Genomic DNA, 20,516 nt, shown 5'->3' on the forward strand with positions numbered 1-20,516 from the left:
CCCAGCGATAAACAATGCGCAGGCCAACCGCCTGCGCATTTTTTTTGCCTCAGTTGAGCCCTCCGTGAGGTTGGGTTACCGGGTCGAGCTGACGGCCCATTTCGCAGATCAGGAAGGCGATCGAATCGGCGTTGCGCAATATCGTGTCGATGCGTGGATGCGGGTTGGTCGGGCTGAGAAACGCCGTTCGCGCGTCCTCAAGATTCCTCGTCCCCGTGGTCTTGAGAACTTCCCTGCGCACATGTTCCATGCCCTCAAACTCGTCGATATCGAGCCACTCCTGAAGGTTGTCGCTCCAGCGCGAAAACAGCTCTTCACGGCGCGTGGACAGTGACAGTGCTTCGCGCTGAAATCGTGTCTGTACCTGTTTGCGGGCCGCTCCGTAACCGGTCACCGTAGCAATCAGATCAGCAAACGGGCGCCGCGCTTCCAGGGAGGCAATGTCGACGGTCTTGCTGAACTGATGGGAAAACTCGTGGATCAGCGTCGCTGCCCGCGCATGCCCGTCAACATTGAACGGTTCGGTCAGGCCCGTGTTGTACCAATCCAGCCCTTGATTGAAGAACTTTTCGGTGAAATGGACTTTCTTGAGTAAATCGCCACCCAGTACAAAGGCGATTACACCCGAGCTGCTGTGTCTGTTCGAGCCGACCACAAAGCGACTGGTGTTCAACAGGTCTTCTGTTGGATCGACCAGTGCATCACAGATCGGCACGATCGCCTGCTTCAATTTGTCGAGAATGTCGGCATCAATCCGTTGCACACCAAAAAAAGACTTGAGAAAAGTATCGAGGCGGGTGCCCGGTACATAGTTTCTCAGTTGGGCAAGATTGTGCAGGCTGTTGAACGCGTAATGCCGGGCCAGATCAATCGCCTCGATCAGCATGCGGGCTTTTTCCGGATGGCGGGCGCGGATTTCCTCCATGCCTTGCGCTTCGATATTCAGCATGTACCGCGCCTGGCGATCGGTGGCGTAATGGTTGAACATCGTCGACATGGCCTTGCCGAAATGCACGGTGTGGCGATCCGGATCCAGCACCAGTTGCCGGGAAGCGGTGTGTTGCAGCACCGGGCCTGGCTGCTCGGCGCCCTTGATTTGCCAGACGGCTCCCGGCCGCTCCACGGGATAGACTTTGCCGGCGATAGGGGCGTAACTCGCTTTGGTTTTCAGATCCTGATACGTGCCCTCGGCAGCATTGTGAGTCAGATCCTTCAGGGCGACTGTTGGAGTCTCGAATGACTGCAGCGAGGTGCGCAGCGGATCGGTCGGCTTTGTCTGCGCAAGGACGGGAGCGCTCAATGTGGTTGGCTGCGGTGATTGCGGCGCTGCCACGGCTTGAGATTCCAGACGCGATTCCAGTGCCAGCCGCCCGAGACTGATCATCTCCGCTGCGCCGGCGATAAAGGTTTCCAGCGCACGTTTCCAGTGGTGGTCCTGCAACGCTTCGGCCGAACCCATGAAGTCTTTGAAGCTTTGCCAAAGAAACTGCACATAGGCGAGTTTGCCCGGCAGCAGGCCCCGGATCTGTTGGATGCCGGAACTGAACAGGTGCTTCGCGGCGTCCCAATCCGCCTGCGCCGATGGCAGCGAATGGCTGCTCAGCAAGTGCGGCAACAACGCCAGATTGTCGTCGAACAACTGCAGCAGCAAGTTGCCGTCGACCGGAGTGGTTGCCAGGGTCATCTCGCTCGTCTGGCCGCTGCTCGCCTTGAACAACGCGCTGAAGATCGAACGTTGACTTTCCGGCAAGCGGCGCAGCAGCAAATCCTGCAGTGAGCCCGGCGTATTCAGCGCGGCGATCACTGCCGCCTCGTCCTCGAACTCACTGAATGCGTGTTCTCCATGGTAGGGCGCATACAGCACCTGCGGGCCGGGTTTTTCCGCAGGGCCGATCAAGTACAGCCCCAGCGCCTCGATCGCTGATGCCCCGGCGGTCTTGATCAGCGCCAACGGACGGACAATCGCATCTGCCCCTTGCACGGTCGCGCGAGCGACGGCATCGGGCATGTCGAGCACCTGTGAAATCAAGCCGAAGGCCTTCGGCGACAAGCGTTGTTGCAGTTGTAGCTGATGGGCATGCTGCAGCAGTTGCCAGGGTAGTTGCTGGACGAAACGCAGCTTGCGTTGCTCGGCATCGACGTCATTCGCGGACAACACCGTGGTGATTTTATCGGCAAATGTTGTCGCAACGTTCAAGGACAGCAGCAGGCTTCGGACCGCTTGCTGGTCGAGTCCGGTCGGCAGCGCCCGGTCGGTGCGCGAACTTAGGGTGAATGCAGTGTCCTGGGCAATATGCGCATGGTTCAAGGCGAAATCGGTCAGGCTCATCGCAGACCCTATCAGGCTCAGCGCCGGGGTGACGGTGATTTGTTCGGGATCGAGATCCTGCCTGTGCAAGCGGGTGCTCAGCAGCGTCTTGAGGGTCTGCCGGATGTAATCACGCAAGGTTGGCAGCGCGTGGAGATAATCCTCGTCGTCGATGACGCTGTGCCGCCACTGTTCCAGCAGTTCCAGATGCAACTGCTGATCGTCAAGCCTAGCCATTCCCAGCCAGGCAGGCAGTGAATGCTGTTTAGCGAGGGCCTGCGCCAGAGCGGTGGCGCGTTGCAGGTTGGTTTCCACGACTTGCCCACTCAACATCTTGAGGATCTGATGTTCCCGTGGCTTTGGCCATTGGCGGCCCCGCACCTGTTCACAGCGCTGGAGGAAGTGTTCGATTGCTGATTCGGTGCGATCCTGCAGGACATTGCCGCTGATCAGCTGTAACCGTCCCAGCGTGTAGTGTTGATGGAACCTCTGGTTCAGGGGTGAAAGGTTTTCCAGCAGCATCAGGCGTTTTTGCGGGTCCAGCAGCCGCTGGCTCAGAACCTGCCTGGCTTGCTCGATCGAGCGGAAAACTTCCAGGCCCAGAGCCGGTGTCCACAAGATCGCGCGTCCGGAGTGCTGCGTATCGAGGCCACCGCGCTCCGTGAGCAGGACGCAGTTGGCCAACGGCAGCACTTCGCTCTCACCGGCGACCTGTAACGTCAATGACCAGGCATCCGGCCGAATCCCGTTGAGTGCCTTGCGGCGGCTGCGATCCGGGTGATCCGGATTGAACACGGTGTCGACCAGGGTTTGCGCATGACGGCTTAGCGTTCCGCCCAGGACTCTCAACCGTGCTTCGCCATTGATGCCGACAGACAGGGCGTGCGCCAGCTTCGCTGCGATACCTTGCAGGTAGCTACGCTGCAGCGCTGTGACGGTCAACGGCTGGGCGGCGAAGTCTGCGGCGATGGTTGGCATGATGCTGGCGAACTTGCGCACTTCGGCTGCGGCGGTGTCCGCCAGCACCCTTGAAGGCAATGGGTTGCCGGTGAGCATCGGCCGGGTGCTCCAGCGCCCGCGAGCATCCAGGGTGACAAGGCGCTCGTGGAGCATCGAGCGGATGTCCAGGGCCTTGTCGAACAGTGCGCGGATATCCACCACGCCGTCGCTATGCCGGTACAACTGCAAGGCATAGTCGATGTTCTGTCGTTGCTTGGTGATGATCAATTCGAGCAGTACGCTGAACACGTCTCCGGCAATCGATTTGCCGGAAACCTGTGGTCGGTCGAAACCGAGGAAGCGCTGGCGCTCGTCGAGACTCAGCAGACCATAGAGTTCGTCTTCGTGCCCGGGGCTGGCGAACTTGCCGAGCAGCATGGATTTGAGATCTTCGTAGTCCCTGAGTACCTGCAAGCCGTGCGTCGGGGTATACAGGCAACTGTCGGAATGGCTGATCATCAGCGCGCCGGCCAGCTCCACGAAGTTTGCCTGGTGCTCCCATAGCCGCACGGTTTCCACGGCCGCGCGGCGTGCCGGACTTTCACTGAACCCCAGCGACGTCAGCAGGCTGTCGAATTGGCGCTGATCGATGATGCCGGCCTCGCGTTTGAGCAAAAAGTCTGCCAGCGCCTGCTGCCGAATGATCTGCGCCAATACGTCGCGCCGCGAGGCCCCGTCAGCACTGGGGCCATTCCAGTAGCGCTCCATTTGCTGGTACAGCAACACCAGCAGTTTGCCTGAAGCCGTGGTGATGGCTGTCTCCCAGTGTTGCTGGTCACTGGCCAGGAAAGTCCGGTCGGGGTGCGAAAACTCATGAGTCTGGCCAACCGCCCATCCGGAGTGGCGATAGTGCAACAGCAACGCATCGCCAAGTGACGGCGCTTCAACCCCGCGCCGTGAAGCAAGGTCGGTCGATGCCGGGCCGGTGGCAGTCGTGGTCGCGTACAGGTTCACGCGCGTGCGTGTCTGGTCGACGCCGCGCATCGTTGGCGTCAGTAGTGCGTCGACGATGGTCTGGAGCAGGCTGCCAAGTTCGGGCAGTTGCATCAATTCATCAAGCATGGCCTGCGCGTTGAGCTGTTGGCAGTCCTCGATGGCGACGCGTTGATCCTCGAAGATATCGCCCTCGACAAGCTGGTAGGTCACGCTGATACCGTGCTGTTCTGCCAGTCGTTTGCGTTGGGAAAGGGCGAGGAACGCCAGCAGCCGGTCGTCCTCGCTGGCGCTGTTCAGATGCTGTTCCAGGTGCGCGGTCAGGGCGGTGAGGCTGGCATGTTTTTTCAGCCCGGCGAAAGGCGTGTACAACAGGATGCCGTGATCATCCGGGGTGGCACTGAGTATGAAACTGCCGGCCAGAGGCACCGCTGGCGCACCAGCGGTATTGAGCAGGATGCGCTGGGCAAGCATGGGCGGGGTCTGCTGACTGCGCAGTGCGTGGGTCGCCAGTTGCACGTGACTCAGCCATTGGAAGTCAGCGCCGGACAAGTGATGGACATTGCCGAGTTCGCGCCACGATCCGGGGGAGTTGAGGATGGGCTGGAACAGCAGGGGAGGAGTGGGAGCAGGCATCATCGGGTCTCGTTCAGGGCACCGTCCGGTGCACCGGTAAATTGAGACACGAGACTAAAGACCGGATCGATAGCAGAGGTGGTACATAGTTACCGCACCAGCGGCAACGCAATGTGCTTGCTGCGACAGGCAGACACCGCAACGGTTGACAGCACCCATGTCTGACGTGGTTAATCGCTGGGCAAGGTATTCTTACGCTGTTGTTCCCTCCAATAATTAGTCTGGAGCTTCAGATGTCTGCGCCACACGATTGCGTGTCTTCCCCCGTTGCGTCCACACTCCCGCTCGAAGCGCTGACGCAACTGCTTGAAAAGGTTTTCCTGCGTCACGGTACGTCGGCGTCCGTCGCCCGAACCCTGGCTGCCAACTGCGCCGGCGCTGAACGTGACGGTGCGCACAGTCATGGTGTGTTCCGTATCCCCGGTTATGTCTCGACACTCAATAGCGGTTGGGTCAATGGACAGGCTGTGCCGCAAGTCGAGGACGTAGCCTCCGGTTTTGTGCGAGTCGATGCCGGCAACGGTTTCGCCCAGCCCGCACTGGCCGCTGCTCGGCCGCTGCTGGTGGAAAAGGCGCGCAACGCCGGGATCGCCGTATTGGCGATTCGCAACTCCCATCACTTTGCGGCGCTATGGCCGGACGTCGAGCCGTTTGCCGAAGAAGGGCTGGTAGCGCTCAGCGTGGTCAACAGCATGACCTGCGTGGTGCCGCATGGTGCCGACAGGCCGCTGTTCGGCACCAACCCGATTGCCTTTGCCGCGCCCCGGACGGGTGGCGCGCCGATTGTCTTTGATCTGGCGACCAGCGCCATTGCTCATGGCGACGTGCAGATTGCGGCGCGCAAGGGCGAACGGCTGCCTGCCGGAATGGGCGTGGACGGTCTCGGGCAGGCGACGCAGGATCCGAAGGCCATTCTTGAGGGCGGCGCACTGTTGCCATTCGGCGGCCACAAAGGTTCGGCGTTGTCGATGATGGTCGAGCTGCTGGCGGCGGCGTTAACCGGGGGCAATTTTTCCTTCGAGTTCGACTGGTCGAACCATCCCGGGGCCAAGACCCCGTGGACCGGACAACTGCTGATTGTCATCGACCCGAGCAAGTCCGCCGGGCAGAGCTTTGCCGAACGCAGCGAAGAGCTGGTGCGGCAGATGCATGGGGTGGGGCTGAAGCGCTTGCCGGGTGATCGTCGGCATTTGCAGCGGGCCAGATCGCTGGCCGAGGGGGTCGTGCTGGATGAGCAGACGCTGGCGCAGTTGCGCGAATTGGCCGGGGAATAATTGGCAGATAGCCAATGTGGCGAGGGAGCTTGCTCCCGCCGGGTTGCAAAGCGGGCCCCCTTGTCTATTTAAGAACAGGGGGACTGCTGCGCAGTCCAGCGGGAGCAAGCTCCCTCGCCACAGGTTTTTTGTCAGACGTCGATCAACGACGACCGAGCAGCAGGCCCACCACCAGACCGAAACCGGCGGAAATCGCCACGGTCTGCCACGGGTGGCCGCCAATGTAGCTCTCGGTGGCCTCGACCGCAGGTTTGGTGCGCTCACGCACGCTCGACACCGAATCCAGTGCCTGTTGCAGTTTCAGGGCGATTTGTCCGCGCAGGGTCTCGGCTTCTTCGCCCACCAGTGAGGCGCTGCTCTTGAGCAGTTTGTCGGACTCTTCGATCAAAGCCTGAAGTTCGCTGAAGGCCTGATCCTTGATTTGGTCTTCGACGGCTTGCACGCGGGATTTGCGGGCCATTGGGTGACTCCTTGCAGATGGATGAACAGTGATCAATGGAGTGTGGCGCTGACTGAAAAGTTGCACTGATTTTAGGTGCGAAAGAAAAACCTGCGCGGGAGATTTCCGCCGAGCGTGTAAGATGTCGCCATTTTACGCAGCAGGTATTTCCCCATGAGTTTCAATCTGGCCGACAAATCCCTCGCCGAGCGCGCTGCGCTGGAAGACGAGAAATCCCGTCTGTTCGAACTCTGGCAGAACAATTTGGGCAAAGCCAAAGGCGAAGCCGCGCGATTGTTCGGCGAACGCTCCAAGCGCAAGGGCAAATGGGCCGAGTGGGTGCGCGCCGAGCTGGATGGCATGTCCCCGCCGGAATTCGCCAACATGGTGCGCAGTGAAGTCAATCGACTGATGGCCGCCAACAAGTAACACCCGCCTCAGTCCGCGTTGAAACACCCGACGATTGCCTCACGCACCTTGATCACCACCGGATCGATCTGCGTGCTGGTGCGCCAGCCCATTTCGATCGGGTAACGCGGCAACGCCAGCGGGCAGGGCAGCAGCACCAGTCCGCTGAGCTCGGCAATGGCCTGAGCGGCATGGGTCGGGATGGTTGCTACCGCGCCGCTGCCCTTGAGCAGATGTGGCAGCGCGGCAAAGTGCGTGGTCGAGGCGCAGACCCGCCGGCTCAGGCCCAGCGCCGCGAGGCCTTCATCGGTGATGCCGATAAAGCCGCCCGAGGACACCAGAATGTGCTCGCGGGCGACGAACTCCGGCAAATCGATGCGCTGTTGGCCGGGCGCCAGACTGCCCGGATCGACCAGACACGCATAATCCCCTTCACCCAACACCTGACGGCTGAGCAGACGCTCGGCGAATCCACCGGCGGTGATCGCCAGGTCGATGCTGCGCTCCATCAGCGCGCGGGCGACGATCTGGCTGTGGGTCTGACGGAAGATCAGCCGCAGTTTGGGCGCGCTGCGAGCAATGGCATCGATCAGGCGCCGGCCATAGGCAATTTCAAAATCATCCGACAGGCCCACGGTGACCGATCGGCCGTCGTAGTGGTGGGCCGCCGGATCGACCATCGCCAGGCTCTGCCGACATTTGTTCAGCGCTTCACTGACCACCGGTTTCAGTTGATTGGCCTTGAGTGTCGGCGCCAATCCGCGACCGGTGCGTACGAACAATTGATCGCCATACATCTCACGCAATCGACGCAATGCTGCGCTGACCGCCGATTGCGTCACGCCCAGACGCAGCGCCGCACGGCTGGCGCTGGACTCCTCATGCAGGGCTTCGAAGACTTTCAGCAGGTTGAGGTCGACGGTTGCGATATTCATTTGGCTCATATCATTCAGCAGTGAGTCGGTCTTTATTCATGATCCCGCGCCGCCGCAGAATCGGCAACACTTGAACCCGATGGAGTGACCGCAATGCCCAAATCAATCGTCGCCGCCCTGCAGATCGGCGCCTTGCCCGGTGGCAAGGGTGAAACCCTGGAACAGATCCTCAGTTGGGAAGACGCGATCAGCGAGTCCGGCGCGGCACTGGTGGTGATGCCTGAAGCGTTGCTTGGCGGTTATCCGAAAGGCGAGGGCTTCGGCACGCAGTTGGGCTATCGCTTGCCCGAGGGGCGTGAGGCCTACGCCCGCTACTTCGCCAACGCCATTGACGTGCCGGGGGCAGAAACCGAGGCACTGGCCGGTTTGTCGGCGCGCACCGGGGCCAATCTGGTGATCGGCGTGATCGAGCGTGCCGGCAGCACGTTGTATTGCACGGCGCTGTATTTCGATCCGCAGGCGGGGCTGGTGGCCAAGCATCGCAAGCTGATGCCGACCGGCACCGAACGGCTGATCTGGGGCAAGGGTGATGGCTCGACGCTGCCGGTGCTCGACACACGGGTCGGCAAACTTGGTGCGGTGGTGTGCTGGGAAAACATGATGCCGCTGCTGCGCACGGCGATGTACGCCAAGGGCATTGAAGTCTGGTGCGCGCCGACCGTGGACGAGCGCGAGATGTGGCAGGTCAGCATGCGTCACATCGCCCACGAGGGCCGTTGCTTTGTGGTCAGCGCCTGTCAGGTACAGGCCTCGCCGAACGAGCTGGGCGTGGAAATTGCCAACTGGCCGGCGGATCGTCCGCTGATTGCCGGCGGCAGTGTGATTGTAGGGCCTATGGGCGATGTGCTGGCCGGGCCGTTGCGCGGCGAGGCCGGGTTGCTGACGGCTGAGATCGATACTGATGAGCTGGTGCGGGCGCGGTACGACTATGATGTGGTTGGCCACTATGCGCGGCCGGATGTGTTTGAGCTGTCGGTTGATGAGCGCGCCAAACCCGGCGTGCGCTTCACCGCATAACTCGCGCACCGACCTGTAGGAGTGAGCCTGCTCGCGATAGCGCCAGATCAGCCAATACCTTTATTGACTGACACGATGCTATCGCGAGCAGGCTCACTCCTACAGTTAAGTGGGTTACCAGGTCGCGGCGGTGGCCTTTGGCAAACTCAGCTTGCCGCTGTCGACAAAACGCATGGTGCCGAATACCCCGCCCGCGAGTTTGCCGCGCAGCACGTAAGGCAGGTTGTCGAGGGTTTGAGTCTGGCTCAGGCCAAGGGTCTGGCGTAACACCGAGAACGCGGACACGCTGACCGGCACGCTGACCACGGTTTCCGAAAAGCGCGGGATCGAGCCGACCTGATCGCTGACGCCCGAGGCCAGTGGACGGCCATTGACCTCCAGATCCAGGGCGATGCCGTTGTAATCGATGGCCGTCTCATTGGGGTTCTGCACCCGCAACTTGATCGCGAAACGCACTTCCAGATCCTGGCTCGGCAACGGTTCGAGGCCGACCACGTTGATGTTCACCGGGTCTCGGTTAGGAAACAGCGCGCAGGCGCTCAGGGACAACAGCAGCAGGGACAGGATGACGGCGTGGGCGCGGCGCATAAACAGTCTCTCAACGAAAAAGGGCTGAACCGTTGCCGGCTCAGCCCTTTTTTCATGGCGCAGCGTCAGCGGTTCAACTGTGCGACCGCCGCTGCAGATGCAGGTTCAGCTTTGGCCGGCAGATCGGGGTTTTCCATGACCTGCAGAATCGACGCTTCCGGATCGAAATCGTCTTCTTCCAGCTCAATGAATTCTTCCGGCAGGAAGATATTCAGCACGATAGCGCACAACGCACCGACGGTGATCGGCGATTCGAAGATGTTACGCAGCGCTTGCGGCAACTCGCGCAGCACTTCCGGCACGGCGGCGATGCCCAGGCCCATGCCCACGGAGATCGCCACGATCAACATGTTGCGCCGATGCAGGCCAGCCTCGGCGAGGATCTTGATCCCGGCCACGGCCACGGTGCCGAACATCACCAGTTCAGCGCCGCCGAGCACCGGTTTAGGCATCAGTTGCAGCACCGCGCCGATCATCGGGAACAGCCCCAGCAGCACCAGCAGGCCGGCGATGAAGAACGCCACGTAGCGGCTGGCGACGCCAGTCAACTGGATCACGCCGTTGTTCTGCGCGAACGTGACCATCGGCATGCTGTTGAACACCGCGGCCATCGCCGAGTTGAGGCCGTCGGCAAGCAGGCCGGACTTGATCCGGCGGATGTACAGCGGGCCTTTGACCGGTTGCCGCGAGATCATCGAGTTGGCGGTCAGGTCACCGGCGGCTTCCAGCGGCGAAACCAGGAAGATCACCGCCACCGGTACGAACGCCACCCAGTCGAAATTGAAGCCGTACTTGAACGGCACCGGCACGCTGACCAGCGGCACTTCGGGCATCGAGGCGAAATCCACCGTGCCCATCAGCCAGGCGACCACGTAGCCGAGGGTCAGGCCGATGACAATCGCACCCAGGCGCAGAAACGGCACGTCGACGCGGTTCAGCACAACGATAGTGCCGATCACCAACGCGGCCAGAAACACATGGCTGGCGGCGCCCAGATCAGCGGCGCCGAAACCGCCGGCAATGTCGGTCATCGCCACTTTGATCAGCGACAGGCCCATCAGGGTGATGATGGTGCCGGTGACCACCGGGGTGATCAGCATCCGCAGTTTGCCGATGAACTGACTGAGCACCACTTCGATGAACGCGGCGAAAAAACACACGCCGAAAATCGTCGAGAGGATTTCATCGGTGCCGCCGCCCCGGGCCTTGACCATGAACCCGGCGCTGAGAATCACGCTGATAAAGGAAAAACTGGTGCCTTGCAGGCACAGCAGACCGGAACCGACCGGGCCGAAACGCTTGGCTTGAACGAACGTACCCAAGCCCGAGACGAACAGCGCCATGCTGATCAGGTACGGAATTTCGCTTTGCAGGCCGAGAGCGCCGCCCATGATCAGGGTCGGGGTGATGATGCCGACGAAGCTCGCCAGCACGTGTTGCAGGGCGGCGAAGACGGTGGCGGTGAGGTGCGGACGGTCGTTGAGGCCGTAGAGCAGATCGTTGTTGCGCGGGACTTTTTCAGAGGCGGTCATGGTGTTTTGCGCGCCGTAAGGCGGGGCCGGGTCAGAAAATGGAGGCGCAGGATGCCGGAAGAGGACGGCGAGGGCAACGAGCAAAAATTGCCTGAAAGGTCAGGTTTTATTGGTGTTGGCGGTAATCCGCGCACCCTGCCACACATTGTTGTGGCGAGGGAGCTTGCTCCCGTTCGGCTGCGTAGCAGTCGTAAAACACTATTGACTGGATAATGCAGAGGGCTGCTTCGCACCCCAGCGGGAGCAAGCTCCCTCGCCACAAAAGCTTAGAAGTCATGTAAACGCGCTGAGCAGGTCCTCCTCAAACGCCTTCTGCGCATCCCCCGGTACCTGTGCACGATGCCGGGCCAGATGAAACGCCACTTCGAAACTCAACTCCCCAGGTCGCAACGCGCGTAGCAAGCCCTTGTCCTCCCAGACCCGCGCGTAGTGATCGGGCAGATAATCGACGTGCTTGCCGGAAAGAATGAAGGCGAGGGTGCCTTCGACCTGCTCCGAACGCGCGGAAAAGCGCTTGTCCGGAAACGGCTCGCCCGTGCGCATGAACCGATACGGATGATCCACCCGGTCACAGGCCTGCAACGCCGCGTCATCCGGCGCATCGACGCTGAACAGCGGATGCCCCTGCGCGCAATACAAATGCTGGGTTTCCCGGAACAGCTCGCGGTAATCGAAAGCGCTCTGCACCTGGGAGAAATAACCAATGGCCAGGTCCAGCCGCTGTTGCAGCAGCAGGCGCTCCATCTCTCCGGGCATGGCGCTGATCAACTCGATGCGCACCGACTCATCGCGCTCGCGAAAGCGCCGGATCGCCTCCGCCACTCGCAGCAGCACCGAGTGATCAAGCGCCTCGGACAAGCCCAGCCGCACCTCACCGATCAACCGTCCGGCAACGCCGTTGGATTGATGCCGGAACGTCTCGATGGACTGGAACAGTGCGCGAATCGCGATCAGCAGTTGCTCACCCTTGGGCGTCACACTGAAACCGCCCTTGCCCCGGCTGCACAGGCGATAGCCGAGACGGGTTTCCAGTTTGGCCATTTGCTGGCTGATACTCGACTGGCTCAGGCCCAGTTCACCTTGCGCCGCGCTGAAGCCGCCACATTCCACCACACGCACAAACAGGCGCAGCAACTGCAAATCGACGTCGTGAAGCTGACCGAGCATTACATTACTCCGGGATAAAGTCAGGTTAACAAACTTGATATTTCTGCAATGTATCCGACGGCGCATCCTGCCACCACTTCCTCCGGTCAGGTGTTCGTCATGGCTCCCGTGTTCAAGGTGTGTTTTCCCGCGCTGTTGTTGTCCGTGGTCATCCAGGCACAGGCCGAGGACAAAACCCTCAATCTCTACAGCTGGGCCGATTACGTACCTGCGCAAACCCTGCAGCGTTTCGAGCAGGAGACTGGCATTCATGTGCGCTACGACACTTTCGATACATCCGAGGTGCTGGAAACCAAACTGCTGACCGGTGGCAGCGGTTATGACGTGGTGGTGCCGTCGTCCAGCGTGCTGGCCCGGGGTCTGGCAGCGGGTGCACTGAAGGAAATCCCGCACGAAGGCCTCAAGGGTTACGCCAATCTTGATCCCGATCTGCTGGAAAAACTCGCCGGCGTCGATCCCGGCAATCGCTACGCCGTGCCTTATACCTGGGGCACGCTCGGGTTGGGGCTGAACGTCGAGGCGGTGAAAAAGCGCCTGCCGGACGCGCCGCTGAACAGTCTCGATCTGCTGTTCAAGCCCGAGTACGCGAGCAAACTCAAGGACTGCGGAATTGCCCTGCTCGATTCGCCGCAGGAAGTCATTGGTCTGGCGCTGCACTACCTCGGTAAAGATCCCTACAGCACCGACAAGAGTGATCTGGCCGCCGCCGAAACCTTATTGCAGAGACTCCAGCCGTCGGTGTTGTACGTCGCCACCGGCCGGCAGATCAACGATCTGGCCAATGGCAGCGTGTGCCTGGCGCTGACCTACAACGGCGACGTGAGCATGGCTGCCGATCAGGCGCACAAGGCCAACAAAGCCTACGAAGTCGCCTACCGGATTCCGCGCGAAGGCACGTTGATCTGGCAGGACAATCTGGCCATTCCCAAGGACGCGCCGAACCTGCAAGCGGCGCGCACGTTCATCGAATTCATGCTGCGTCCCGAGTCGGTCGCCGAACTGACCAACACGCTGTTTTTCGCCACCGCCAATCAGGCCGCGACGCCGCTGGTGGACGAAGCCGTGCGCAATGATCCGGACATTTACCCGCCCGCCGAAATGCGCGAGCGCTTGTACGCCGACCGCAGCATGAGCCTCAAGGACATGCGTCAGCGCACGCGTCTGTGGACCACTTTCCGTAGCCATCAATAACAAAGGGAGCACACCGATGGACGTGCCGATGCTCAACGACCAAGCCCTGACCCGCGACAGCCTGTACGGCACCTGTGCCGAAAGCACCTACGCCGGGATCACCAGTTTCATGCGTCGCCGCTACAGCCGTGATCTGCGCGGCGTCGACGTGGCGGTCAGCGGGGTTCCGTTTGACACCGCCACCAGCAACCGCCCGGGCGCACGCTTCGGGCCACGGGGGATCCGCGCCGCCTCCACCGGGATCGCCTGGGAACGCCACTGGCCGTGGGCGTTCGATCCGTTCGATCATCTGGCGGTAATCGACTACGGCGATTGCGACTTCGATTACGGCTCGCCGCACACCATCCCGGAAAGCATCGAGGCCCACGCCGAGCGCATTCTTGATGCCGGCAGCGCGATGCTGACGTTTGGCGGCGACCACTTCATTACCTATCCGCTGCTCAAGGCCCATGCGCGCAAACACGGTGCGCTGTCGCTGATCCACTTCGATGCGCACAGCGACACCTGGCCGGACGAGGGCGGCAAACGCGTCGATCACGGCACCATGTTCTGGCACGCGGCCAGGGAAGGGCTGGTGGATCCGGCGCGCTCGGTGCAGATCGGGTTGCGCACCACCAATGACGACCATCAGGGCTTTGCCGTGCTCGATGCCCGCCAGGTGCATCGGCGTGGCTGCGAGGCGATTGTCGAGGCGATTCGCGCACGGGTCGGCGATCACCCGGTGTACCTGACGTTTGATATCGATTGCCTCGATCCGGCCTTTGCCCCGGGCACCGGCACTCCGGTGTGTGGCGGGCTGAGCACGGTGCAGGCGCTGGAAATCCTCGGCGGGTTGCGCGGGATCAATCTGGTCGGCATGGACGTGGTGGAAGTGGCGCCGGCTTATGACCATGCGGACGTGACGTCACTGGCAGCGGCAACCCTGGCGATGGAAATGCTCTGCCTGTACGCCGCGCGACACAAAGTCGACCTTTAAAACACCGCAAAGCCAATGTGGGAGTGGGCTTGCTCACGAAAGCGGTGTGTCATTCAACGATGATGTTGGCTGACTTGACGCCTTCGCGAGCAAGCCCGCTCCCACAGGAGGTTGTATTCCAGGCAGTTGCTGCACGCTGTTTTGAGGTCGCGAGATATACAGTCGATCTTTGCCCCCCACAAAACCCATGTGGGAGTGGGCTTGCTCACGAAAGCGGTGTGTCATTCAACGATGATGTTGGCTGACCTGACGCCTTCGCGAGCAAGCCCGTTCCCACAGGAGGTTGTATTCCAGGCAGTTGCTGCACGCTGTTTTGAGGTCGCGAGATATACAGTCGATCTTTGCCCCCCACAAAACCCATGTGGGAGTGGGCTTGCTCACGAAAGCGGTGTGTCATTCAACGATGATGTTGGCTGACCTGACGCCTTCGCGAGCAAGCCCGTTCCCACAGGAGGTTGTATTCCAGGCAGTTGCTGCACGCTGTTTTGAGGTCGCGAGATATACAGTCGATCTTTGCCCCCCACAAAACCCATGTGGGAGTGGGCTTGCTCACGAAAGCGGTGTGTCATTCAACGATGATGTTGGCTGACCTGACGCCTTCGCGAGCAAGCCCGTTCCCACAGGAGGTTGTATTCCAGGCAGTTGCTGCACGCTGTTTTGAGGTCGCGAGATATACAGTCGATCTTTGCCCCCCACAAAACCCATGTGGGAGTGGGCTTGCTCACGAAAGCGGTGTGTCATTCAACGATGATGTTGGCTGACTTGACGCCTTCGCGAGCAAGCCCGCTCCCACGGGGATCTGTGTTTCAGGCAGTTCCTGCCAGGGCAGTATTTCCCTGCTTCGTGGCATACTGCCGCGCATGACTTTCGACTCCCCCCTAAGCGCCTGGCAGCACGCGATCGAGCACAAGGGTTTCATCCAGGATGAAGCCCAGGAGCACGCGGTCTGGGCTTTGCAAAAATGCCATGAAGCCTTGCACACCGGTGCCCGTTCGGTCACTGGCGTGTACTTGTGGGGCCCGGTGGGGCGCGGCAAGACCTGGTTGATGGATCAGTTCTATCAGAGCCTGCGGGTGCCGGCCCGACGGCAGCACTTTCATCATTTCATGGGCTGGGTGCACCAGCGCTCGTTCCAGTTGACCGGGATCGCCGATCCGCTGCGAGCGCTGGCCAAAGAGCTGGCGGCGGAAGTGCGGGTGCTGTGTTTCGATGAACTGTTCGTCAACGACATCGGCGACGCGATCATCCTCGGTCGGCTGTTTCAGGTGATGTTCGACGAAGGCGTGGTGGTGGTCTGCACCTCCAACCTGCCGCCGGATGAGCTGTACGCCGACGGCTTCAACCGCGACCGGTTTGTCCCGGCGATTGCCGCGATCAAGGCGCACATGCAAGTGGTGGCGGTGAACGGCGCCGAGGATCATCGCCTGCATCCGGGCGCGGGTCTGCAGCGTTATTTTGTCGCGGCGCCGGGGCAGGACAGTGCGCTGCAGCAAGTGTTCCAGTCGCTCAATGCCGGGCAGCCCGCCAGTGCGGAGCCGGTACCCGTCGGTCATCGCATATTGAACGTGGTGCAGGCCAGCGAATCGGTGCTCTGGTGCCGCTACGCCGATCTCTGCGAGCAACCATTTGCCGCGATGGATTTCATCGCACTGTGCGACAGCTATCGGTCTATTCTGTTGAGCGAAGTGCCGAACCTCAGCGCGCAGAAACGCGAAGGGCGCATCGCTCGCGGCACGGAGGACGGCTCGGCGCAGGTGGTGGCCGGCGACCGTGAGTTGCCGCAACTGTCGGTGCACGACGACGGCGTGCGTCGTTTCATTGCCTTGGTCGACGAGTGCTATGACCGTAAAGTCCCGCTGTACATTGAGGCGCAGGTGCCGATGGAGGCGCTGTACACCGAGGGTTATCTGGAGTTCCCGTTCCGGCGTACCCTCAGCCGTTTGCAGGAGATGCAGCTGCAGCGTTTTGCCGAATCCTGAGCGAAGAGGGCGCGAGCATGAGTCAACCGTTGTCGCATCATTTACTGACCATGGCCTACCAGAACGCGTGGGCCAATCATCGCCTCGGCAAAGCCTGGAATCAGCTCGACGCCACTGAGCTGGCGGCGCCACGAGTGAGCTTTTTTCCGAGCATTCGCCTCACCCTCAATCACATCCTCACCTGCGACTGGTTCTACGTCGACGCTCTGGAACGCGAGTTGCGCGGTGACGAGCCGCATCCCGACTGCTATGTGTTTTTCAACCGTGACGAGCCATTTACCGAGGCCGCAGCGCTGCGTGAAGAGCAGGCGCAGGTTGACCGCCGGTTGATCGCTTATTGCGAGCAACTGCGCGATGCCGATCTGGGGCGGATCGTCACTATCGCCCGGGAAACGCCGCAGCATGACAGTCGCCTGCGTATGCTGTCGCACCTGTTCGAGCATCAGATCCATCACCGGGGGCAGGTGCATGCGATGCTCAGCGCGACCTCGGTAAAACCGCCGCAACTGGATGAGTTTTTCTGCGTCGGCGAGAGCGGGTTGCGTGCTCAGGATTTTGCCGAGTTGGGCTGGACGGAAGAGCTGATCTGGGGACGCTGAAGCCTGGAAATCAAAAGATCCGGTTGTGGCCCGCAACATCCTCGCGGTAAGGTCGAGCAGCCTTTCAGGCGCGCACCTTGCACGCCGGGGCCATGATCGGGGATGGAAATGGATTCCGCAGAAATTCTTGTGCTGCAAGCCAGTTACAGCAATCCAGTGCATGCCGAGGCCATCGGCATCGTGCTCAATCACTACGCAGAAGATCCCATGGGCGGCGGCTATTCGCTTGACCCCGAGCTGCTGCGCCGCCTGCCTGAAGAACTTGCCCGCAGGCCTCACGCGTTCAGCGTGCTGGCGTTCGTCGGTGGTGAGCCGGCCGGGCTGGTGAACTGCTTTGAAGGCTTCTCGACGTTTGCCTGCAAGCCGCTGGTCAACGTCCATGACGTGGCGGTGATTTCGAAATTTCGCGGCCTCGGCCTGAGCCAGAAAATGCTGCGCAAGGTCGAAGAGATTTCCCGCCAGCGCGGCTGCTGCAAGATCACTCTGGAAGTGCTCGAAGGCAACGAGGTGGCACAGAACTCCTACCGCAAGTTCGGCTTCGCCCCCGGCATGTTCGACCCGGAACATGGCCGCATGCTGTTCTGGATCAAGGATCTGCAGGTATAAAAAAAGGCGCCCCAAACAGGGCGCCCAACTGTCGTCTCCGAGGCCAGAGCGGAGCCATCGGAGGTCCATCGGTTGCTCGGTGAATCAGTTGCGATAAGTCTCGGTGACTTGCGCGGTCTGATCGTCCGGAACCTTCAGCTCCGTGGCTTTGCTGTCGGTCGGCTGTTCGCTTGGCGCGTGGTGAACCGGGAAGTTGTCGTAGTAATGCCGCATGCGTTCGGCGCCGCCCTCGGCAAAGGCGCTGGCGGAACCGAGGGCGAGGAGCCCGGCGAGAATGATGGTAGTGGTTTTCATGGTGCCTCCTACTGAAAAACGTGGGAGCCGTTCGTCCATGAAGCAGATCTCGGGACACAGTGTCCCGTCGGGGAATTAACTCGGGGTTAACAGCAGTGGTGAGGGGATTTGGTGACGCATTGCGCGTCACCTTGCGAGTGGGGCCGCTTCGCGACCCATCGGGGATGAATCCCCTCACTACAGGGGTTTTGTTGGACCGGTGCGCTCAGAGCTTCCAGTCCAGGCTCAGCGTCACTGTGCGCGGGTCGCCCCAGTACACGCCGTTGTAGAAGCCGACGTTGTCGTAATACTTCTTGTCGAACAGGTTATCGACATTGAGCGACGCCGAGAGATGCCTGTCGAATTCATAGCGCGACATCAGCTTGACCACGGTGTAGGCCTCCTGATTGATCCGCGACCGCTCGGTGATAATCCGGCCGTTGGCGTCGCGCCCGACCGGGCGGTTGGCCGCGCCGTAGACATCGCTCTGCCAGTTCACCGCGCCACCCACGGTCAGTGCGTGCCAGTTGTCCGGCAGGCGATAGGCCGTGGACAGCCGCAGCATGTTCAGTGGTTGAGCGGTGTTGCTGCGCTGTTTTTCGCCGTCGACTGAGTGGGTGTAGGTGTAGCCGGCGGTCATGTTCCAGCCGCTGAGAATTTCCCCGGACACTTCGGCCTCGAAGCCATTGACCTTGTTACCCTTGCCGCCGGACTTGAAAAACTCCTCGCCGCTCACCGGGTCTGGCGGTACCGAGTTGTCGCGCTCGGCGACGTTGTCCTGCTTGCTCCAGAAGACTGCCGTCGCCAGGTTCAGGCGTTCGTCGAGCAGGCTGCCCTTGAGCCCGACTTCGTAGTTGCTGCCAACCACCGGATCGAGGTAATTGCGGTTGCTGTCGCGGCTACTCTGCGGTTTGAAAATGTCGGTGTAGCTGGCGTAAACCGTGTACTCCGGCGTCAGGTCGTAAAGCAGGCCGGCGTAGGGTGTCCAGATATCATTCTGGCGTTGATGGGTGGCATCGGTGCTGGTCAGTTTTTGCTGCGCATCATAGTAGTAATCGGTGCTGGATTCGTCCCAGCTGCCATAGCGGCTGCCGATTACCGCATGCAGCTCATCGGTCAGGCTCAGACGGGTGGCGAGATAACCGGCTTTCTGCCGGGTGATGCCACGCGAACCCGGCAGACTGGTAACGGTGTCGGCGAATTTGCCGATATCGCCCATGTATTTCCAGTCGCGGATCTTGCTGTAGTCGGCGGCTTGGGGACTGTTGAAGGCGTAGGGTGAGGTGGAGCGGTTTTCCGCCTCGCCATAGCCGAACATCATCTCGTGTTCGCGGCCGAACAACTGGTACGGCCCTGACAGGTTGAAGTCGTAGACGGCCATTTTCTGCGTGCCGAGCATGTGTCCCATGTAGGCCGTCATGCCGCTGCGGTCGGCTTCGGGATAACCGGCGCCGCCGTAATAGACCTTGCCGTCGGTATCGCTTTCGCGGTGGGTGTAGGCGGCCTTCAGCTTCCAGCCGTAACCCAGTTGCTGGTCAAGGGTGACGAACGCGGTCTTGTCCTTCAGCGGCCAGGAACTCCAGGACGTCGCCATGTTCGTCGACCGCCCGAGGCCGGCCTTGCTGCCGTCGGCGTTCCAGTACGGCACGGTGCCCCAGGAGGTGCCCTGAACCTGCTTGTCCTGGTAGTCGTAACCGGCGGCAAGCACCGTGGAGTCGGTCAGGTCAGCTTCGAGAATGCCGTAGCCGACCTCGCGTTGCAGCGCGTATTTGTCACGGAACGACTGGCTGTCGCGATAGGCCAGCACCGTGCGCCCGCGCAGCCGACCATCGAAGGCCAGCGGCCCGCCGACATCGACATAGCTGTAGTAATTGTCGTAACTGCCACCGCTGACCCCGGCCAGGGCTTGCCACTGAGCAGTCGGGCGTTTGCGCACCATGTTGATCGTCGCTGAAGGATCGCCGGCACCTGTGGTCAGCCCGGTCGCGCCGCGTACGACTTCGATGCGATCGTAGATGATGGTGTCCGAGTCCGACTTCATGCGCCCGAAGGTGTTGAGCATCCCGTCGATCTGGAAATTGTTGATAGGGTAGCCACGCGCCGAATAGCTGACCCGATCCGAATCGTTGTGCTGGACGACGATGCCGGTGGTCTGGCGCATGGCTTCGGATAATGTACCGAGCTTGAAATCATCCATTTGCTGGCGCGTGACCACCGACACCGATTGTGGGGTTTCCTTGATCGACAGGTTCAGCCGCGTCGCGGTGCTCATCGCGCCAGTGGTATAGGAATCAGTGTTTTCGGTGTTGAGGCCGAGGCCTTCGGCGCTGACACTGGTGGCGTCCAGTTCCAGCGCCTGGGCGGCGGATTGTGGCGCTGTTTCAGGATCGGTTTCAGCCAGCAGATCGGGACTCAACGCCATGCTGAACAAGCCGACAGTCAGGGTCATGGAACGGGTAATGGGCGCGAACATCGCAGCCGACTCCTTGTCTTCGAGGGAAAAAATCCGTTGGTTCAAAGACGAGGTGCAGGCCGGCGATTTAGTCACAAACAAGAAATATTGTTATTTGGAGATGTTTCCCGACTTCGCCGAGACGGGCGAAAAGCTGCTCACGGCGCTTGCCCAATAGACGGCGGCGGGTATGCTGTTGGCCTG

17 protein-coding genes are annotated in these 20,516 nt (G+C 61.0%); 9 read left to right on the top strand and 8 right to left on the bottom strand.

Annotation, left to right across the window (positions count from 1 at the left end):
• Positions 1-49 precede the first annotated feature (49 nt).
• Positions 50-4,876 (bottom strand): hypothetical protein, encoded by a 4,827-nt coding sequence (locus AC1RBR_RS12775; RefSeq protein ID WP_492564732.1) that lies wholly within the window; start codon positions 4,874-4,876, stop codon positions 50-52.
• A 233-nt stretch (positions 4,877-5,109) separates the two neighbouring features.
• Between AC1RBR_RS12775 and AC1RBR_RS12780 the strand changes: the two genes are divergently transcribed.
• Positions 5,110-6,150, top strand: coding sequence for an Ldh family oxidoreductase (locus AC1RBR_RS12780; protein WP_492564733.1), 1,041 nt, complete (start codon positions 5,110-5,112; stop codon positions 6,148-6,150).
• A 142-nt stretch (positions 6,151-6,292) separates the two neighbouring features.
• Here the strand turns inward: AC1RBR_RS12780 and AC1RBR_RS12785 are convergent, their stop codons facing one another.
• A complete protein-coding gene (locus AC1RBR_RS12785) occupies positions 6,293-6,610 on the bottom strand; it encodes an ElaB/YgaM/YqjD family protein (protein ID WP_007961870.1) in 318 nt (105 codons plus the stop codon).
• 153 nt (positions 6,611-6,763) lie between these two features.
• On the opposite strand from AC1RBR_RS12785, the gene AC1RBR_RS12790 reads away from it, so the two are divergent.
• Positions 6,764-7,018 carry a hypothetical protein gene (locus tag AC1RBR_RS12790; protein WP_003224595.1) on the top strand — a complete coding sequence of 85 codons (255 nt, stop codon included), beginning with the start codon at positions 6,764-6,766 and terminating at the stop codon, positions 7,016-7,018.
• Between the two features lie 8 nt (positions 7,019-7,026).
• Here the strand turns inward: AC1RBR_RS12790 and AC1RBR_RS12795 are convergent, their stop codons facing one another.
• Positions 7,027-7,941 (bottom strand): LysR family transcriptional regulator, encoded by a 915-nt coding sequence (locus AC1RBR_RS12795; protein ID WP_492564734.1) that lies wholly within the window; start codon positions 7,939-7,941, stop codon positions 7,027-7,029.
• An 84-nt stretch (positions 7,942-8,025) separates the two neighbouring features.
• On the opposite strand from AC1RBR_RS12795, the gene AC1RBR_RS12800 reads away from it, so the two are divergent.
• Entirely contained in the window at positions 8,026-8,949 is a 924-nt protein-coding gene (locus tag AC1RBR_RS12800) for a carbon-nitrogen hydrolase family protein (RefSeq protein ID WP_492564736.1), read from the top strand.
• Positions 8,950-9,063: 114 nt separating this feature from the next.
• On the opposite strand, the gene AC1RBR_RS12805 is transcribed toward AC1RBR_RS12800, so the two are convergent.
• The 3 genes from AC1RBR_RS12805 to AC1RBR_RS12815 form a co-directional block, all read right to left on the bottom strand.
• Complete coding sequence (locus tag AC1RBR_RS12805) at positions 9,064-9,537, bottom strand: LEA/WHy family protein (RefSeq protein WP_166495678.1); 474 nt, start codon at positions 9,535-9,537, stop codon at positions 9,064-9,066.
• 65 nt (positions 9,538-9,602) lie between these two features.
• Complete coding sequence (locus AC1RBR_RS12810; protein ID WP_480405238.1) at positions 9,603-11,069, bottom strand: nucleobase:cation symporter-2 family protein; 1,467 nt, start codon at positions 11,067-11,069, stop codon at positions 9,603-9,605.
• A gap of 273 nt (positions 11,070-11,342) precedes the next feature.
• Positions 11,343-12,236 (bottom strand): LysR family transcriptional regulator, encoded by an 894-nt coding sequence (locus AC1RBR_RS12815; RefSeq protein ID WP_492564739.1) that lies wholly within the window; start codon positions 12,234-12,236, stop codon positions 11,343-11,345.
• 99 nt (positions 12,237-12,335) lie between these two features.
• On the opposite strand from AC1RBR_RS12815, the gene AC1RBR_RS12820 reads away from it, so the two are divergent.
• From AC1RBR_RS12820 to AC1RBR_RS12840, 5 genes are all read left to right on the top strand, one after another.
• Positions 12,336-13,427, top strand: a complete 1,092-nt coding sequence (locus tag AC1RBR_RS12820; RefSeq protein WP_492564741.1) for a polyamine ABC transporter substrate-binding protein — start codon at positions 12,336-12,338, stop codon at positions 13,425-13,427.
• Between the two features lie 16 nt (positions 13,428-13,443).
• Positions 13,444-14,403 (top strand): agmatinase, encoded by a 960-nt coding sequence (gene speB, locus AC1RBR_RS12825; RefSeq protein ID WP_492564743.1) that lies wholly within the window; start codon positions 13,444-13,446, stop codon positions 14,401-14,403.
• A gap of 860 nt (positions 14,404-15,263) precedes the next feature.
• Positions 15,264-16,382 carry a cell division protein ZapE gene (gene zapE, locus AC1RBR_RS12830; protein WP_492564745.1) on the top strand — a complete coding sequence of 373 codons (1,119 nt, stop codon included), beginning with the start codon at positions 15,264-15,266 and terminating at the stop codon, positions 16,380-16,382.
• Between the two features lie 17 nt (positions 16,383-16,399).
• The gene (locus AC1RBR_RS12835; protein WP_492564746.1) at positions 16,400-16,981 is read left to right on the top strand and encodes a DinB family protein; all 582 of its coding nucleotides are present in this window, start codon (positions 16,400-16,402) and stop codon (positions 16,979-16,981) included.
• A 108-nt stretch (positions 16,982-17,089) separates the two neighbouring features.
• Entirely contained in the window at positions 17,090-17,587 is a 498-nt protein-coding gene (locus tag AC1RBR_RS12840; protein ID WP_492564748.1) for a GNAT family N-acetyltransferase, read from the top strand.
• Between the two features lie 84 nt (positions 17,588-17,671).
• Here the strand turns inward: AC1RBR_RS12840 and AC1RBR_RS12845 are convergent, their stop codons facing one another.
• Together AC1RBR_RS12845 and AC1RBR_RS12850 are read right to left on the bottom strand one after the other, a co-directional pair.
• Complete coding sequence (locus AC1RBR_RS12845; RefSeq protein ID WP_492564750.1) at positions 17,672-17,881, bottom strand: hypothetical protein; 210 nt, start codon at positions 17,879-17,881, stop codon at positions 17,672-17,674.
• A gap of 205 nt (positions 17,882-18,086) precedes the next feature.
• Positions 18,087-20,333, bottom strand: a complete 2,247-nt coding sequence (locus AC1RBR_RS12850; RefSeq protein WP_492564752.1) for a TonB-dependent siderophore receptor — start codon at positions 20,331-20,333, stop codon at positions 18,087-18,089.
• Here AC1RBR_RS12850 and AC1RBR_RS12855 point away from each other — a divergent pair.
• Positions 20,320-20,490, top strand: a complete 171-nt coding sequence (locus tag AC1RBR_RS12855) for a hypothetical protein (protein ID WP_166495687.1) — start codon at positions 20,320-20,322, stop codon at positions 20,488-20,490. The genes AC1RBR_RS12850 and AC1RBR_RS12855 overlap by 14 nt on opposite strands.
• Positions 20,491-20,516 lie beyond the last annotated feature (26 nt).

It is taken from the genome of Pseudomonas sp. GW823-FHT01D03 (assembly GCF_058798255.1).

Bases quoted from the DNA above. Each gene is read 5' to 3' on its own strand.
- AC1RBR_RS12845 (WP_492564750.1), bottom strand. From the start codon at position 17,881: ATGAAAACCACTACCATCATTCTCGCCGGGCTCCTCGCCCTCGGTTCC.
- AC1RBR_RS12795 (WP_492564734.1), bottom strand. From the start codon at position 7,941: ATGAGCCAAATGAATATCGCAACCGTCGACCTCAACCTGCTGAAAGTC.
- AC1RBR_RS12850 (WP_492564752.1), bottom strand. From the start codon at position 20,333: ATGTTCGCGCCCATTACCCGTTCCATGACCCTGACTGTCGGCTTGTTC.
- speB (WP_492564743.1), top strand. From the start codon at position 13,444: ATGGACGTGCCGATGCTCAACGACCAAGCCCTGACCCGCGACAGCCTG.
- AC1RBR_RS12780 (WP_492564733.1), top strand. From the start codon at position 5,110: ATGTCTGCGCCACACGATTGCGTGTCTTCCCCCGTTGCGTCCACACTC.
- AC1RBR_RS12805 (WP_166495678.1), bottom strand. From the start codon at position 9,537: ATGCGCCGCGCCCACGCCGTCATCCTGTCCCTGCTGCTGTTGTCCCTG.
- AC1RBR_RS12815 (WP_492564739.1), bottom strand. From the start codon at position 12,236: ATGCTCGGTCAGCTTCACGACGTCGATTTGCAGTTGCTGCGCCTGTTT.
- AC1RBR_RS12790 (WP_003224595.1), top strand. From the start codon at position 6,764: ATGAGTTTCAATCTGGCCGACAAATCCCTCGCCGAGCGCGCTGCGCTG.
- AC1RBR_RS12800 (WP_492564736.1), top strand. From the start codon at position 8,026: ATGCCCAAATCAATCGTCGCCGCCCTGCAGATCGGCGCCTTGCCCGGT.
- AC1RBR_RS12810 (WP_480405238.1), bottom strand. From the start codon at position 11,069: ATGACCGCCTCTGAAAAAGTCCCGCGCAACAACGATCTGCTCTACGGC.
- AC1RBR_RS12840 (WP_492564748.1), top strand. From the start codon at position 17,090: ATGGATTCCGCAGAAATTCTTGTGCTGCAAGCCAGTTACAGCAATCCA.
- zapE (WP_492564745.1), top strand. From the start codon at position 15,264: ATGACTTTCGACTCCCCCCTAAGCGCCTGGCAGCACGCGATCGAGCAC.
- AC1RBR_RS12835 (WP_492564746.1), top strand. From the start codon at position 16,400: ATGAGTCAACCGTTGTCGCATCATTTACTGACCATGGCCTACCAGAAC.
- AC1RBR_RS12820 (WP_492564741.1), top strand. From the start codon at position 12,336: ATGGCTCCCGTGTTCAAGGTGTGTTTTCCCGCGCTGTTGTTGTCCGTG.
- AC1RBR_RS12775 (WP_492564732.1), bottom strand. From the start codon at position 4,876: ATGCCTGCTCCCACTCCTCCCCTGCTGTTCCAGCCCATCCTCAACTCC.
- AC1RBR_RS12785 (WP_007961870.1), bottom strand. From the start codon at position 6,610: ATGGCCCGCAAATCCCGCGTGCAAGCCGTCGAAGACCAAATCAAGGAT.
- AC1RBR_RS12855 (WP_166495687.1), top strand. From the start codon at position 20,320: ATGGGCGCGAACATCGCAGCCGACTCCTTGTCTTCGAGGGAAAAAATC.